The 16,589-nt window shown below is 55.6% G+C and carries 13 protein-coding genes and 1 tRNA gene; 6 read left to right on the top strand and 8 right to left on the bottom strand.

Annotation, left to right across the window (positions count from 1 at the left end):
- Positions 1-13: 13 nt before the first annotated feature.
- The 5 genes from AB5Y85_RS07615 to rpsU form a co-directional block, all read right to left on the bottom strand.
- Positions 14-90 (bottom strand) — tRNA-Ile (locus AB5Y85_RS07615).
- A gap of 187 nt (positions 91-277) precedes the next feature.
- Entirely contained in the window at positions 278-2,173 is a 1,896-nt protein-coding gene (gene rpoD, locus AB5Y85_RS07610; protein ID WP_263718854.1) for an RNA polymerase sigma factor RpoD, read from the bottom strand.
- Between the two features lie 183 nt (positions 2,174-2,356).
- Entirely contained in the window at positions 2,357-4,144 is a 1,788-nt protein-coding gene (gene dnaG / locus AB5Y85_RS07605) for a DNA primase (protein ID WP_005358121.1), read from the bottom strand.
- Between the two features lie 88 nt (positions 4,145-4,232).
- Entirely contained in the window at positions 4,233-4,676 is a 444-nt protein-coding gene (locus AB5Y85_RS07600; RefSeq protein WP_005349081.1) for a GatB/YqeY domain-containing protein, read from the bottom strand.
- A gap of 15 nt (positions 4,677-4,691) precedes the next feature.
- Complete coding sequence (gene rpsU / locus AB5Y85_RS07595; protein ID WP_005309452.1) at positions 4,692-4,907, bottom strand: 30S ribosomal protein S21; 216 nt, start codon at positions 4,905-4,907, stop codon at positions 4,692-4,694.
- A gap of 179 nt (positions 4,908-5,086) precedes the next feature.
- Between rpsU and tsaD the strand changes: the two genes are divergently transcribed.
- On the top strand, positions 5,087-6,100 hold the full coding sequence (gene tsaD / locus AB5Y85_RS07590) for a tRNA (adenosine(37)-N6)-threonylcarbamoyltransferase complex transferase subunit TsaD (protein WP_019444959.1): 1,014 nt from the start codon (positions 5,087-5,089) through the stop codon (positions 6,098-6,100).
- A gap of 248 nt (positions 6,101-6,348) precedes the next feature.
- Here the strand turns inward: tsaD and AB5Y85_RS07585 are convergent, their stop codons facing one another.
- Both AB5Y85_RS07585 and aspA read right to left on the bottom strand, forming a co-directional pair.
- Positions 6,349-7,668: an anaerobic C4-dicarboxylate transporter gene (locus AB5Y85_RS07585; RefSeq protein WP_021229055.1), complete on the bottom strand. Its 1,320-nt coding sequence runs from the start codon at positions 7,666-7,668 to the stop codon at positions 6,349-6,351.
- A gap of 125 nt (positions 7,669-7,793) precedes the next feature.
- A complete protein-coding gene (aspA, locus tag AB5Y85_RS07580) occupies positions 7,794-9,236 on the bottom strand; it encodes an aspartate ammonia-lyase (RefSeq protein WP_005340569.1) in 1,443 nt (480 codons plus the stop codon).
- A gap of 442 nt (positions 9,237-9,678) precedes the next feature.
- Between aspA and AB5Y85_RS07575 the strand changes: the two genes are divergently transcribed.
- Positions 9,679-10,155, top strand: coding sequence for an FxsA family protein (locus tag AB5Y85_RS07575; RefSeq protein WP_005340570.1), 477 nt, complete (start codon positions 9,679-9,681; stop codon positions 10,153-10,155).
- Between the two features lie 60 nt (positions 10,156-10,215).
- On the opposite strand, the gene AB5Y85_RS07570 is transcribed toward AB5Y85_RS07575, so the two are convergent.
- Positions 10,216-11,550 (bottom strand): MATE family efflux transporter, encoded by a 1,335-nt coding sequence (locus AB5Y85_RS07570; RefSeq protein ID WP_257686797.1) that lies wholly within the window; start codon positions 11,548-11,550, stop codon positions 10,216-10,218.
- 260 nt (positions 11,551-11,810) lie between these two features.
- On the opposite strand from AB5Y85_RS07570, the gene AB5Y85_RS07565 reads away from it, so the two are divergent.
- From AB5Y85_RS07565 to AB5Y85_RS07550, 4 genes are all read left to right on the top strand, one after another.
- Positions 11,811-12,104 carry a co-chaperone GroES gene (locus AB5Y85_RS07565; protein WP_005340573.1) on the top strand — a complete coding sequence of 98 codons (294 nt, stop codon included), beginning with the start codon at positions 11,811-11,813 and terminating at the stop codon, positions 12,102-12,104.
- Positions 12,105-12,147: 43 nt separating this feature from the next.
- On the top strand, positions 12,148-13,782 hold the full coding sequence (groL, locus tag AB5Y85_RS07560; RefSeq protein WP_005340575.1) for a chaperonin GroEL: 1,635 nt from the start codon (positions 12,148-12,150) through the stop codon (positions 13,780-13,782).
- Between the two features lie 102 nt (positions 13,783-13,884).
- Positions 13,885-14,385: a molybdopterin-binding oxidoreductase gene (locus AB5Y85_RS07555; protein ID WP_019444953.1), complete on the top strand. Its 501-nt coding sequence runs from the start codon at positions 13,885-13,887 to the stop codon at positions 14,383-14,385.
- A 23-nt stretch (positions 14,386-14,408) separates the two neighbouring features.
- On the top strand, positions 14,409-16,340 hold the full coding sequence (locus AB5Y85_RS07550) for a bifunctional diguanylate cyclase/phosphodiesterase (RefSeq protein WP_257686794.1): 1,932 nt from the start codon (positions 14,409-14,411) through the stop codon (positions 16,338-16,340).
- The last annotated feature ends 249 nt before the right edge of the window (positions 16,341-16,589 follow it).

Below are 16,589 nucleotides of genomic sequence, written 5' to 3'. Positions count from 1 at the left end.
GCCTTTTTCAATTTGGTGGCCCCTGGGGGACTTGAACCCACGACCAATCGATTATGAGTCGACTGCTCTGACCAACTGAGCTAAGGGGCCAAATTGTGCGTTTAGCGGCGTGGATTATAGGGGAAGAGGAAAGGGCAGTCTATAGGCATATCAACCACTTGGCGACTAATTGTCCAGCTTGATTGAGGGCGCAAAGAGGGTTGCAAGGGTAAATGCCAGACAAAACAAAGCCCCGCATGGCGGGGCTTTGGCAGAGCAGTTTGACACAGGGTCAGGGCTATTCGTCCAGGAAGCTGCGCAGCACTTCCGAGCGGCTCGGGTGGCGCAGTTTGCGCAGTGCCTTGGCTTCGATCTGACGAATACGCTCACGGGTAACGTCGAACTGTTTGCCCACTTCCTCGAGGGTGTGGTCAGTGTTCATGTCGATACCGAAACGCATCCGCAGTACCTTGGCTTCGCGGGCGGTCAGGCCAGCCAGCACTTCGCGGGTGGCGTTGCGCAGGCTTTCGCTGGTCGCCGCATCCGCTGGCAGAGCCAGGGTGGTATCTTCGATAAAGTCGCCCAAGTGGGAATCTTCATCATCACCGATGGGCGTCTCCATGGAGATAGGCTCTTTGGCGATTTTCAGTACCTTGCGGATCTTGTCTTCCGGCATGCCCATGCGCATGGCCAGCTCTTCCGGGTTCGGTTCACGACCCATCTCCTGCAGCATCTGACGGGAGATACGGTTGAGCTTGTTGATGGTCTCGATCATGTGTACCGGGATACGGATGGTACGGGCCTGATCCGCGATGGAGCGGGTAATGGCCTGACGGATCCACCAGGTTGCATAGGTCGAAAACTTGTAGCCGCGACGGTATTCAAACTTGTCTACCGCCTTCATCAGACCGATGTTGCCCTCCTGGATCAGATCCAGGAACTGCAGACCGCGGTTGGTGTACTTCTTGGCGATAGAGATAACCAGACGCAAGTTGGCCTCAACCATCTCTTTCTTCGCACGGCGGGCTTTGGCCTCACCGATGCTCATGCGGCGGTTGATATCCTTGATCTGGGCAATCGACAGACCGGTCTCTTCTTCAATCTGCTGCAGCTTGCCGATGGCGCGCTGAATATCCTCGTCCATTTCAACCAGACGGGGAGACCAGGCTTTGCCAGCCTGCTTCTGGTATTCGAACCAGGCAGTTTCACACTCGTTGTTGGTGAAGGCCGCGACGAAGGTTTTCTTCGGCATCTTGGCCTGCTCAACGCAGAGCTTCATGATGATGCGTTCCTGCACGCGGACGCGCTCCATCATTTCACGCATGTTGTTGACCAGGCGATCGAACTGCTTGGGCATCAGGCGGAATTGACGGAATACATCGGCCAGCTGGGCGATGGCGGCCTGGGTATCTTCGTGCGCGCGACCATTCTTCTGAATGGAGAGGCGAGTCACTTCATACTGGGCACGCAGTTCGCCGAACTTTTCACGAGCGACTTCCGGATCCGGACCACCGTCACCGTCGTCGTCAGAGCTGTCGCCATCTTCGTCTTCGTCTTCTTCGTCTTCTTCATCTTCGTCGGCCAGATCGTCTTCGCCGAGCTCGGAACCGATATGCGTGGCGGTAGGCGCCATATCTTCAGTTTCGTTCGGGTCAATAAAGCCAGAGATGATGTCAGAGAGACGCAGCTGCTCGGCTTCGTACTTGTCGTACTGTTCGAGCAGGTAAGTAATTGCTTCAGGGTACTCGGCTACGGAGCTTTGTACCTGGTTGATACCGTCTTCGATCCGCTTGGCGATGTCGATTTCGCCTTCACGGGTCAGCAGTTCGACGGTACCCATTTCCCGCATGTACATGCGGACGGGATCGGTCGTGCGACCAATCTCAGATTCAACAGATGCCAGAGCCTGGGCCGCTGCTTCGGCAGCGTCCTCATCGGCGGTACCACCTTCAGCCATGATAAGGTCATCGGCATCCGGAGCGTTTTCAACCACTTGAATGCCCATATCGTTGATCATCTGAATGATGTCTTCGATCTGGTCTGAATCGACAATGTCTTGCGGGAGGTGATCGTTCACCTCGGCATAGGTCAGGTAGCCCTGTTCTTTACCTTTGGCAACGAGGAGTTTAAGCTGAGACTGCGGGGTTTGCTCCATAGAACTCATCCGGTTGGTGTTGCTAGGTTGCGCGTACAGTGCGCTGCTGCGCAAATAGCCAATTCTAATAGAAAACCGCCAGACATGCTATGTCTGGTTGCGGCGTCGGTCATGAGAAACCCCTGCCCGCAGTATTGTCGGGGCCAGGCGGTTATAAAAATTTTGCTTTTCATCCCGTCGATTCGGGCAACGCTATCCATATTGGGACTAATCACTCAAATATCAAGCCCCACTCTCATTTCTTTTCTCAATTTGCACCTCTCTTATCAGCATCATCAGCTCTTGGGTTTCTTCGGAGCTTAGTCCTTCCTGAGCCACTTTGGCCTGCAATTCTTCGATCCGCTGTTTCAGAAACTGGTTGATGAAGCCGACGAAGGTGTCCTGCAATTCTCCCAGAATATCCGGCTCCTGATCGAGTTTGATCTCCTCGAACAGGTCGTGCATGGCCAGCTGAGCAAGGATCTCTCCCTCCTTGGTACCACGCCAGTGTTCCAGCAGGATACCGGTTGTGATACCGGGCTGTGCCAGGATTTGCTGGTGCAGTTGCAGCAGGAACTTGATGCCCTGTACGCGTAGCCCGGCTAATTCCGGCATGGGGGGAAGCTCAGCCGTTACTGTCGGATATTGCACCATCAGTGCCAGCGCACGCCGCAGTGGCGTCAGCTTGGCTGCCTTGGGTTTGTTGACCTCGGCCTTGGGCTGACTGTTGCGGGCAAAAAGCTCGGCGATGCGCTGCTTGTTCTCACCCCAACGCATCATGCTGGAGAGACGAGTGATCAGCCCTTCGCGGGTAAACCCTTCCGGAACGCGACGAATAAGCTCGGCGGCCTTGTTGGCTACTTCGAACTTGCCTGCCTCACCGGAGAGCGCCGCATCGCGACCGAGACGCTCGAACATGAAGTCGGCGAACGGCTGGGCTTCATCGAGCAAGGCTTCAAAGCCCTCCTTGCCGATCTGGCGTACCAACGAGTCGGGATCCTCGCCATCGGGCAGGAACACGAACTTCAGCTCGCGGCCATCCTGCAGATGAGGGAGGGCATTATCCAGCGCGCGCCACGCGGCTTCACGACCAGCATTGTCGCCGTCGTAACAGCAGACCACCTCGGCGGTGGTGCGAAACAGGGTGTGGATATGGTCGCTGGTCGTTGCAGTACCCAGCGCCGCCACCGCATAGTCGATGTCGTACTGACCGAGTGCCACCACATCCATGTAGCCTTCCACCACCAGGATCCGGCGTGGATCCTTGTGTGCCTGCTTCACCTCGTAGAGACCGAACAGCTCCCGCCCTTTATGGAAGATGGGGGTCTCCGGCGAGTTCAGGTATTTGGGGGTGCCATCACCCAGCACCCGGCCACCGAAACCGATGACCCGGCCACGCTTGTCACGGATCGGGAACATGATGCGATCGCGGAAACGATCATAACTCCCCGGGCCATTGTCACGGGTGATCAGCATGCCGCCCGAGATAAGCAACTGCTCGTGATCCCGGCTGGTACCAAAGCGTCGGCGCACCTGATCCCAATCGCTGGGTGCATAGCCAATGTTGAATCGTTTGACCACTTCACCGGTCAGGCCGCGGCCTTTGAGGTACTCCACCGCATGGGGAGCACTCTTGAGATTGCTCTCGTAGAAGCGGGCAATCTGGTTCATCAGCTCGAACAGATCCTTGCTGACGGCGGGCTGGCTATTGGCCGAGCCGCCGATGCTCTGCTCGCGAGGTACCTGCATGCCTTGCATGCTGGCGAGCTCTTCGATGGCATCGGGAAATTCGAGACCGTCGTACTCCATGACAAAGCCGATGGCGTTGCCGTGGGCGCCACAACCGAAACAGTGGTAGAACTGCTTCTCCTGGCTGACGGTAAAAGAGGGGCTTTTTTCGTTATGAAAAGGGCAGCAAGCCTGGTAGTTTTTACCGGCTTTTTTCAGCCGCACTCGCGAGTCGATCAGCTCGACTATGTCTGTGCGTACGAGCAGATCGTCGATAAAGGATTGGGGGATCCTGCCTGCCATAACCGTCCTGTTTCATTGCGGAGAAAATAAAAAAGCCGCGCATTCCAAGGGAAGCACGGCTTCTTCGACCAAACAAGAGAGTTGCCTGTTACGCCAAGCGGGTTTTCACCTGAGCACTGACGGCGCCGACATCGGCACGCCCCTGAATTTTCGGCTTCAAGACAGCCATGACCTTGCCCATATCAGCCATGACGGCAGCACCACTTTCAGTGATGGCTTGCTCGATCAGGGCGGCAATTTCATCTGCGGTCAGCTGTTGCGGCAGGAATTCCTGCAACACAACGATCTCGGCGGACTCTTTGTCGGCGAGATCCTGGCGACCGGCAGCTTCAAATTGGCTGATGGAATCGCGGCGCTGTTTGACCATTTTGGTCACGACAGCGAGGATATCCTCATCATTCAGCTCGATACGGGTATCGACTTCACGTTGCTTGATTTCTGCCATCAACAAGCGGATCGCTCCCAGACGTGCCTTATCTTTGGCAAGCATGGCGAGTTTTTGCTGATCCTTGAGTTGATCCTTCAGAGACACGGCAATATCTCCCGATTAGTACAGGCGGATACGACGTGCGTTTTCGCGAGACAGCTTCTTGGCGTGACGCTTGACAGCAGACGCTTTGGCGCGCTTACGAATGGTAGTCGGCTTCTCGTAGAACTCACGGCTACGAACTTCGGACAGGATACCGGCTTTTTCGCAAGAACGCTTGAAACGACGCAGAGCAACGTCAAACGGCTCATTTTCACGGACTTTGATTACTGGCATGTGCCTTTCACCTCAGTGATAAATTGTTAGCTGACCTTCAATCGATCAGCATGTCTTAAAATGGTGCGAAATTATACTCTGGACAGGGAATGAAAGTAAACCCGCAGAGATCGCTCTGGTTTAAAAAACCCGCGAAGGTTACCATAGCCGTCTCATTTTAGCAGTGAAATTTTTTAGCAATGCGTGTATTGGGCATAGAGACATCCTGTGACGAAACCGGGATCGCGATCTTCGACGATCAAAAAGGGATCCTTTCCCATCAGTTATACAGCCAGGTCAAGCTGCATGCGGACTACGGTGGCGTTGTCCCCGAACTCGCCAGCCGGGATCATGTTCGCAAGACGATCCCGTTGATCCAGGCCGCATTGCAAGAGGCGGGACTGGGCAAAGATGACATCGACGGCATCGCGTATACCGCGGGTCCGGGTCTGGTTGGCGCCATTCTGGTGGGCGCCACTATTGGTCGTTCGCTGGCGATGGCATGGAACAAGCCTGCTATCGCTGTCCACCATATGGAAGGGCACCTGCTGGCCCCCATGCTGGAAGAGAAAGCTCCCGAGTTCCCATTCGTGGCGCTGCTGGTCTCCGGTGGTCACTCCATGCTGGTACGGGTTGATGGCATCGGCAGTTATCAGCTGTTGGGCGAATCCATCGACGATGCCGCTGGCGAAGCGTTCGACAAGACCGCCAAGCTGATGGGGCTGGACTATCCGGGTGGTCCGTTACTCTCCCGTCTGGCCGAGAAGGGCACCACCGGGCGCTTCCACTTCCCCCGTCCCATGACTGACCGCCCAGGGCTCGACATGAGCTTCTCCGGCCTCAAGACCTTCACTGCCAACACCATCGCCGCCAATGGTGATGATGAGCAGACCCGTGCCGATATCGCCCGTGCCTTTGAAGATGCAGTGGTCGATACCTTGGCTATCAAGTGTCGTCGTGCCTTGAAAGAGACCGGTCTTAAGCGTCTCGTGGTCGCTGGCGGCGTCAGTGCCAACCGTCACCTGCGTGCCCAGTTGGCCGAGCTGATGGAGAGCCTCAAGGGTGAGGTGTTCTATCCGCGCACTGAATATTGCACTGATAACGGCGCCATGATCGCTTACGCCGGTATGCAGCGCCTTAAAGCAGGTGTGTTTGAGCCGCTGGTTGTTAAAGCCGTGCCGCGCTGGCCGCTGGATACTCTGGATCCGGTCTGATCCGAAGGATCCCGCCTTCTGGCGTGGTGGTGAGTACCATGGTGGCCTACAGCTCCTGCAATCCGGCAGCGGTGGTTATAGTGCCGCTGGCACGCTGTTGTGGTGTCTGCTGTCGCCGTGGTTGAGCCAATCGGATAAGAGGTCAGCTCTCTTGCTGGCAGACAACAGAGCACAGAGTAGAGTAAAGAGATAAAAAAATCCCCGCCAACTGGCGGGGATTTTTGTTTGGTAATCGGCAGGCGATAGGATTACAGCAGGATGCCGCCGAAGAAGAAGCCCAGCGCCACGGCGATGGCGATGGTGGCGGTGCCCGGTACGAAGAAGGGGTGGTTGAAGACCGCCTTACCGATACGGGTGGAGCCGGTGTCGTCCATCTCTACCGCGGCCAGCAGGGTCGGGTAGGTTGGCAGTACGAACAGGGCGCTCACGGCTGCGAAGGAGGCAATCGCAGTCAGCGGGCTGACACCCAGTGCCAGTGCGGCAGGCATCAACGCTTTGGTGGTGGCGCCTTGTGAATAGAGCAGCATGGCAGCGAAGAACAGCACCACGGCCAGCAGCCAGGAGTACTGGTTCAGCAGGTCGCCAGCGATCAGCTGGATGGTGTCCATGTTGCCTTTCACGAAGACGTTACCCAGCCAGGCCACACCCAGTACGCAGATACAGGCGGACATACCGGACTTGAAGGTCGGCATGTTGGTGACCTGGGTGGCGTCCAGTTTGCACACCAGGGTCATGATGGTGGCCGCGGCCAGCATGATGCCCATGATGGCACCGTCACGGGGGATCGGCGGGTTGGTGATCAGACCCACTTTACCGGAGATGGCAGTGGCATAAGCCATGACAGCAACGATGGCGGCGATGAAGATCCAGACAGACAGTTTGGCGTACGGTTTGATCTCGAGCTTGGTAGTACCACGCAGTTTGATCAGGCCCTTGGCTTTACGCTCCAGATAGACTTCGTCCTGCTCCAGCGGCTTGCCCATCATGTTGGCAATGAAGGCGCCCAGGATACAGGCCAGGAAGGTTGAGGGGATGCAGATGGCCAGCAGGGTCAGGTAGTCAACACCGAACGGCTCGAGCATGCCGGAGAAGGCAACCACAGCGGCAGAGATTGGGGAGGCTGTGATGGCGATCTGGGAGGCGACAACCGCGATGGAGAGCGGACGAGATGGGCGGATCCCTTGCTCTTTGGCCACTTCAGCGATCACCGGCAGGGTGGAGAAGGCGGTATGACCGGTACCGGCCAGCATGGTCATCAGGTAGGTGACCACCGGGGCGGCGAAGGTGATGTATTTGGGGTTCTTGCGCAGCGCTTTTTCTGCTAGGAAGACCAGGTAGTCCATCCCGCCAGCCAGTTGCATACAGGCGATGGCGCAAATGACGGACGCGATGATCATGATCACATCCCAAGGGATGTAGCTGACCAGTTGATCGCTCGGGATGGGCATGCCCAGACCCCACGTCAATACCAGTACCCCCAGACCACCGGCAAAGCCGATGCCGATGCTGCCTATCCGGGCCCCCAGATAGATAGCGGCGAGCACGACAAGTAACTCGATTCCAATCATAGCGATAACTCCATTTTTTAGTTTTTGGTTTTTATTTGGCAAAAAGCCAATTCCCGATCGGGCTGGGGATAAAGACCAATCGGGAACTGACTTTATGGGCCGGGAAGATCCCGGCCCACACTCGCTTATACGGCAGCTTCGCGGGTGAAACGCTTGGCTTTGTATTGCGGGTTCATCAGGTTCTCGATGGAGAGAATTTCGTCCAGCTGCTCGGCGCTCAGCAGGCCGCGCTCAAGAACGACTTCGCGGACGTTCTTGCCGGTCTGGGCACAGATCTTGCCGACGATATCCCCTTCGTGGTGGCCGATGAAGGGGTTCAGGTAAGTCACGATACCGATGGAGTTCAGCACGTGATTCATGCAGATTTCCGGGTTGGCGGTGATACCTTCCACGCACTTCTCGCGCAGGGAAATACAGGCTTTTTCCATCAGGCTCAGGGATTCGAACATCGCCTGACCAATCACCGGCTCCATGACGTTCAGCTGCAACTGACCGGCTTCGGCGGCGAAGGTGATGGTGATGTCGTTACCGAATACCTTGAAGCAGGATTGGTTGACCACTTCCGGGATAACCGGGTTGACCTTGGCCGGCATGATGGAGGAACCCGCCTGCATTTCCGGCAGGTTGATCTCTTTCAGTGCAGTGCGCGGGCCGGAGGAGAGCAGACGCAGGTCGTTACAGATCTTGGACAGCTTCATGGCCAGACGCTTGATGGCGCCGTGCAGCATGACGTAGGCGCCACAGTCGGAGGTCGCTTCGATCAGGTCTTCTGCCGGCACATAGGCACGACCGGTGATCTCGGCCAGACGCTTGATGGCCAGTGCAGAGTACTCGGGCGGAGTGTTCAGACCGGTACCGATGGCGGTTGCGCCCAAGTTCACTTCCAGCAGCAGCTCCTGGCAACGCTTGATGGATTTGATCTCTTCACGCAGGGTCACGGCGAACGCGTGGAACTCCTGACCCAGGGTCATCGGAACCGCATCTTGCAGCTGGGTACGACCCATCTTCAGGATGTTTTTGAACTCTTTCGCTTTGGCATCGAATGCCGCGATCAGGTGCTCCAGCGCATGCAGGGTCACGTCGGTGCTGTTCACAACAGCAACGCGGAAACCGGTGGGGTAGGCATCGTTGGTGGACTGGCACTTGTTGACGTGGTCGTTCGGGTTGATGACGTCGTAACGGCCTTTCTCCAGACCCATGATTTCCAGGGCGATGTTGGCCAGTACTTCGTTGGTGTTCATGTTGACGGAAGTGCCGGCACCACCCTGGTAAACGTCGACCGGGAACTGGTCAAAGCATTTGCCGGTGTTCAGCATCAGGTCGCAGGCTTCTACGATCTTGTCAGCAATTTCAGGACGGATGGTACCCAGTTCACCGTTTGCCAGCGCAGCGGCCTTCTTGGTCAGCACCATACCGCGGACGAATTCCGGAACGTCAGAAATCTTCTGAGAGCTGATCTTGAAGTTCTCGACAGCGCGCAGGGTGTGCACACCGTAGTAGAGATCATTGGAAACTTCTTTGGTGCCCAGCAGGTCTTCTTCAATGCGGACGTTCTTGATGTCGCTCATTGTAATGCCTCAGAAATCAGATAAATGGAAAAATCCTCACCGAGTGGTCGCGAGTTCCTTGCGCACAGCTCATCCTGAAGCACCACACATCGAGTGGGGCGGTTGGGAGAATGACCTCCCGAAAAACTAATCAATATACTACTCCAATTGAGGTATCGGTTATTAGAGGTGGATCACTAAATTTGCGACATTTTCAAATTACTTTGAGGAAAGTACACATATGTTATGAAGTTTTTATCATGATGATTTTTATAAGTTTTTGTGACTTTTTGCTGATTTTTTAGATTGCTGATGACGTAGGAGTCAGTTGGCCAACTTGAAAATAGGGGGGCTGCCCCCATTTATTCAGAGCAGAAAGTGGTGATGACGGGGCGGCAAAATCGCCTCTGACCATCGTTGGATGGGCGCTACTTTTTCTCAATTTACCGGTGCTGGAGTGGATATGGGCAAGTTGTTTTTGTTGTTGGTGGGTCTGGTTGTGCTGGAGCTCACCGTGATGATCGAGGTCGGCTCGGTAATCGGGGCGCTGCCGACTGTCGGCTTGCTCATCCTGACCGCGGTATTGGGCTCCTCGCTGGTGCGCAGTGAAGGGATCAAGACCCTGTTCAGCGCCCAGCAAAAGATGCAAATGGGCGAGATGCCGGGCCGTGAGGTGATGGGGGGCATGATGCTGGCATTGGCCGGCTTGCTGCTGATTATCCCGGGTTTCGTGACCGACATTTTCGGTGTGCTGTTGCTGCAACCCTGGCTGCGCAACAAACTGGCCGACAAGCTGATCGGCAGTAGCCAGTTCCGGATGCAGATGGGCGGTTTCCAGCGTACTCAATCGCCGTTTGGCAACGCACCGTCCGATGATCATCTGGGGAACGCCAAGCAGGGCGGCACCACCATCGAAGGCGAATTTGAGCGCAAAGAGTGAGCGCAAAGAGTGAGCGTAAAGAGTAATCGACGAAACGAAAACCCGAGGTGAGTGACTGAATCAGGGTTTGCCCTGATGGCACAAGGCCTCGAAGCGGTGTCGGGCATACCACCATGCGAGGGTGCCCGCCGCCAGATTGGCCAGCAAGATCCCCAGATATATCCCCTGTTCTCCCCCCAGCTTTGCCCCCAGCCAGGCTCCTGGCAACAGAAAACCAAACAGTCGCAATCCGTTGAACAAGAACGAAATACTGGATGCCCGCACGCCATTGAGTGCCGAGGCCAACAGCATCACCATGCCCTGAAAGCCGTAACCGATCGGCACCAGATGCAGATAGAGAATAATTAGGCGAATGACCTGCGGATGATCGCTGAACAGATTGGCGATCAGCGGGGCGAGCAGCCAGGTCAGGCCATAGATGGCGAGCTGGAACAGCAACGCAAACCTCATGCAGCTCTGCAGTGCAGCCTTGGCGCGGGCCGGATTGCCAGCGCCGCAGTTTTGCGAGATGAAAGGGGCCAGTACGGAGGCAAGGGCCATCATCACAATCAGCAGCAGTGCCTCGACCCGTGACGCAGCGCCGTAAGCGGCCACCACCTCGGTACCCAGTCCTGCAAAGATCGTCATCAGCACCGCATTGGCCAGGGGGTTGAGCATATTGGTAAAAGAGGCGGGGACGGCGACATGGAGCAGCGCCCGCCAGTGGGATAGCAACCGGGCCTGCGGCGAGAGACGCCACAGCAGCAAGCCTTCCCGATGACGCAGGATATAGAGGCTGACCAGCATCGCCATCAACCAAGAGATAGAGGTGGCGATAGCGGCCCCGCGGATCCCCCATTCGGGAAAGGGGCCGATACCGAAGATCAACAGAGGGTCCAGTACCCCGTTGACCAGCCCGGCTACGGCCATCACCAGGCTGGGGGTTTTGGTATCGCCGGTCGCCCGGATGGCGGCATTGCCCACCATGGGCAGCACCAGCATGGGGACGGTGAGATACCAGATCAGCATGTAGTCATGGATGAGAGAGATAAGCTCGGCACTGGCCCCCAACAGAGTAAACAGAGGCTTGATGGTGAGAGCGCCCCCCGCGGAGAGCAGGGCCACCATGATCACCGCCAGAAACAGGCTGTCGGTGGCGAGATGGGCCGCCTCATCGTGTTTGCCCTGCCCCAGGGTATGACCGATCACCGCTGACAATCCGGCGCCCAATCCCATCGCCAGCGAGGTAACCACAAAAGTGACAGGAAAGGTAAAGCTGATGGCGGCCAGAGCTTCGGTGCCCAGCATACCGATAAAAAAGGTATCGACCAGATTGAAGGCCAGAATGGCGATGATGCCGAAGATCATGGGGCCCGTCATCTGGCGCAGTACGACCGGAATAGGGGCTGTCAGCATGGGGTTGGTGCGGGTCAAGGGCTCGTCTCTACAGCTGGCTTTGAAGGTTCTGGCATGGAAACCGGGCGGCTTGAACCGACCTTGCTCCAGAGTGCGGACATGGCTGAACCATCGAAGATGTTTATAGTACGTGAAAAAATTTTTTTTGTATTTGCCCTTGAAGGGTTAGCAACTCTGCCCCACATCAGGGACATATCTAATTTGGCCTGGAACGGCCATTCCTCAAAGCAACAATGAGACTCATTTTGGGAGAGTTATCGATGAAAATTCGTCCACTGCACGACCGCGTCATCATCAAGCGCATCGAAGCTGAAGCCAAATCTGCCGGCGGTATCGTCTTGACTGGTACTGCGGCCCAGAAGTCCACCCGTGGTGAAGTGCTTGCCGTGGGGACTGGTCGCATCCTGGATAATGGCGAAGTCAAAGCGCTGGCCGTGAAGGTTGGTGACAAGGTTATCTTCAACGAAGGCTACGGTGTTAAGACCGAGAAGCTGGATGGTCAGGACGTCCTGATCCTCTCCGAAACCGACATCCTGGCGATTGTCGAAGAGTAATCCATCCTCCTTTTCCCCGAATTGATTTAAGGATTGAAGAAAAATGGCAGCTAAAGACGTTAAGTTTGGTAACGAAGCCCGCATCAAGATGCTGGAAGGCGTAAACATCCTGGCTGATGCCGTCAAGGTGACTCTGGGCCCGAAAGGCCGCAACGTGGTGCTGGACAAGTCCTTCGGCGCCCCGACCATCACTAAAGATGGTGTGTCTGTTGCGCGCGAAATCGAGCTGGAAGACAAGTTCCAGAACATGGGCGCCCAGATGGTCAAGGAAGTGGCTTCCAAGGCGAACGATGCCGCCGGTGACGGTACCACTACTGCAACCGTTCTGGCTCAGGCCATCGTCAACGAAGGTCTGAAAGCCGTTGCCGCCGGTATGAACCCGATGGATCTGAAGCGCGGTATCGACAAGGCCGTTGTGGCTGCTGTTGCCGAGCTGCAAGCGCTGTCTCAGCCGTGTGCCGACAGCAATGCCATCGCTCAGGTGGGCACCATCTCCGCCAACTCCGACGAGAAAGTGGGCAAGCTGATTGCCGAAGCCATGGACAAAGTGGGTCGCGATGGCGTCATCACCGTTGAAGATGGTCAGGGTCTGGAAGATGAGCTGGCAGTTGTTGAAGGTATGCAGTTCGACCGCGGCTACCTGTCCCCCTACTTCATCAACAAGCAAGAGACCGGTTCTGTTGAACTGGACGACCCGTTCATCCTGCTGGTTGACAAGAAAGTCTCCAACATCCGCGAAATGCTGCCGGTGCTGGAAGGTGTTGCCAAAGCTGGCAAGCCGCTGCTGATTGTTGCTGAAGACGTAGAAGGCGAAGCCCTGGCGACTCTGGTGGTTAACACCATGCGCGGTATCGTGAAAGTGGCTGCCGTCAAGGCGCCTGGCTTCGGTGACCGTCGCAAGGCCATGCTGCAGGATATTGCTGTACTGACTGGCGGTACCGTCATCTCCGAAGAAGTTGGCATGGAGCTGGAAAAAGCGACTCTGGAAGATCTGGGTCGTGCCAAGCGCATCGTCATCACCAAAGAGAACACCACCATCATCGATGGCGTGGGTGATGCCGGTGTGATCGAAGGCCGTGTTGCCCAGATCCGTCAGCAGATCGAAGAGACCTCTTCCGACTACGATCGTGAAAAGCTGCAAGAGCGCGTAGCCAAGCTGGCTGGCGGTGTTGCCGTGATCAAGGTTGGCGCAGCCACCGAAGTCGAGATGAAAGAGAAGAAAGCACGCGTTGAAGATGCCCTGCACGCTACCCGCGCCGCTGTTGAAGAAGGTGTGGTTGCCGGTGGTGGTGTTGCGTTGGTTCGCGTTGCAGCCAAACTGGCTGGTCTGCGTGGTGACAACGAAGACCAGAACGTCGGTATCAAGGTTGCCCTGCGCGCCATGGAAGCCCCGCTGCGTCAAATCGTCATCAACGCCGGTGAAGAAGCCTCCGTCATTGCCAACGCAGTGAAGAACGGCGAAGGCAACTTCGGTTACAACGCTTACAGCGAACAGTATGGCGACATGCTGGCCATGGGCATCCTGGATCCGACCAAGGTAACCCGTTCCGCCCTGCAGTTTGCCTCTTCCATCGCCGGTCTGATGATCACCACCGAGTGCATGGTCACCGAACTGCCAAAGAAAGATACCCCTGCAATGCCTGACATGGGCGGTATGGGTGGCATGGGCATGATGTAATCATCCCCCCTTGCTCTGTTTGACAAACGGCTCGCTCAAGGCGAGCCGTTTTTTTATATCTGGCTAAACTGAGTCTGTTGAGACAGCAAATCTGGGGGCGATATGAAAATGTTTGGTTGGCTGACACTACTGTGTTCATTGGTCATCATGCCGGTGATGGCTGCTGAGGCGCTGACTGGGCCGGTGATCCTGAAAGTGGGTGGTAACATCAGGTCGGCAGACGAAGTTGATGGCAAGGTGTTGTTTGATCTGGCCAAACTGCAGGCTCTGCCGCAACATGAGATAGTGACCGGCAACCCGTGGGTGGATAAGCCACACACCTACAGAGGCCCAAAACTGGCAGATGTGTTGGCTGCAGTCGGTGCGGATGGCAAGACCATTACGTTGACGGCGCTGAACAGTTTCCAAGTCCGCATTGAATGGGACAAGGTTGCCAAATACGAGCCCATCCTTGCATGGGAAGACAACGGCGCTGTCATGCGGGTGCGTGACAAGGGGCCGGTCTGGTTTATGCTGCCTCTTGATCAATATCCGGAATTGAAGCGATCCGAATATACCGACATGATGATCTGGCAGCTGGATTTGATAGACATTCAGCACTGATAAAAACAGCACGGGAGCATGGGGTGAAAGGAAAGACCAGGGCGTGGCCACTGCTCGTCATTCTGTATGTATCGATCCTGTTGTTTACCGGGAGCACCCTCTATTGCCTGATGCAGATCCAGAATGCGACCAGAGCGATGGAGAAATACACCTATGATGTCTCCTGGGCGCTGATGCAGTTGCAGTTGGAGCTCGGGCGTTTCCTCAATGCAGTAGAGGTCTATCACTATGGCGGGATTGATCATGACACCTTGATGCTGCGTTATGACATTCTCTGGAGCAGAACGCCCATCCTGTTGAGCGGCCAGCTGCGCAAGAGCATGCAGGACAAGCAGAAAACCTTGCGTCTGGTGCAGTTGATTGAAACCAATATTCGCCAAATAGAGCCCGACATCACCAAGTTGCAAAGCGGGGCATCTGACTATCAGCAGATCATGATGCGCCTTGCCCCGCTGCAAGAGCCGCTCTCTTACTCCCTCGCTTCTGTGATGCAGAAGAACATTAACGTCTATTCCGAGAACGATCGCCATTTTGGCCAATTGCGTAATGCCTTGTTGCTGATGGTCTCCGGTCTGGTCATGTCAGTGCTGCTGCTCAGCATGCTGCTTATATATGAAGGGCGTCGCCATTTCAGAGCAGCCAGACGGGATCCGCTGACCGGGTTGTCCAATCGGGTTGCCTTGCTGGAGCGGATGGAGCTGTACGCCACACAGGAAGTACCGTTTGGGCTGGTGCTGGTCGATATCAACGACTTCAGGGATATCAACAGCAAGTTTGGCTATGACACCGGTGATTATCTGCTTTGTGAGTTTGCCACCCGGATCAGAGTGCTCTGTGAAGAGGGGGAGTGGAGCGGACGTCTGGGGGGAGATCAATTTGCCATTATTCAGCGTGGCAGCAGCGATCTGCGTCAGGTCAGGGAGCTGGTAGCGCGATTGCTGCATGTGCTGAAGCAAGATATCGTCTATGACAACTATCCCTTCCGGCTTGAAGTCGGGATCGGCATTGCCTTCTATCCGATGGACAGCGACAAGACTCAGGAGTTGCTGAGTCGTGCAGAACAGGCCCTGTTCCATAGTCGCAAGACCCATGTCCCCTATGTGATTTACGATAACTCCCTGCTCAACGAGACGGCGCGGCGCAAACATCTGGCGTCGGACATGATCATGGCGCTGGAACACAATGCGTTGGAACTCTATTACCAACCCATCGTCAATCTCGAGAGTGGCCGCTGTGAAGCTGTCGAGGCTCTGTTGCGCTGGCGGCATCCGGAACTCGGTTTCATTCCGCCAAACGAAGTGATTATGGTGGCTGAGGAGTTCCAGCTTGCCGAACGGGTTGGCAGCTGGGTGCTGAACACAGCTTGTGAGCAGCTCTATCAGTTGCACCAGCTTGGTATGGTTGATCTGCAAATGTGTGTGAATATCTCGCCAGGCATGTACCAGCGTAATTTGCTCAAACTGGTAGCCAAGGCATTGATGGAGCACAATCTGCCTGCCCGTAGCCTGGTCCTGGAGGTCACGGAAGATACCACCATGCGGGAAGTGAAGAACTCGCTGCAACTGATGCAGGATCTCAATCAGCAGGGGGTACTGCTGGCATTAGATGATTTTGGTACCGGTTATTCATCTTTGAGTTATCTGCAAAAGTTACCGGTTAGCAAAGTGAAGATCGACCGTTCATTTATACAGGGCATTGACACTTCAATGGAGGCATCCGAACTGGTCGCCAATATTTGTCGGATGGGGTCGATGCTGGGCAAGAGTCTGGTGTGTGAAGGGATTGAGACACAGGCTCAGTTGGATGTGCTGCGATCCTTGACCGATATCCACTTGTATGGGCAGGGCTATCTGTTCAGCCGACCAGAGCAGGCGGAGAAAATCTATCAAACCTTGTTGGAGATGGAGGAGCTTTGGCTGGCGCGTCAACAATCCGAAATGGCTTATATGAGTTGAGAGGGGGCTTGCCTGTCATCTGCCTCCAGAATGTGTGATTTAGCTCGAACTTTCTTCTTTTTGTTTGTTGTTTGAACGGTTGTGCGGTTTTATCAAAAAAACATGCAATTTAGCCTTGCCAGAAAGAATTCACTCCCTATAATGCGCCTCCATTGACAGGGCAAGCGGCAACGCAAACAACCTCGTCGGTAACCTCGAAAGCCTTTGAAAATAAGGCTTGACTCGAGAAGGCGGTTGAGTAGAATTCCA

Source organism: Aeromonas sp. R3-1 (assembly GCF_040908345.1).
GTDB lineage: Bacteria > Pseudomonadota > Gammaproteobacteria > Enterobacterales > Aeromonadaceae > Aeromonas > Aeromonas veronii.
Note: the sequence above shows the minus strand (reverse complement) of the source record. Positions and strands in the feature narration are given on the sequence as shown.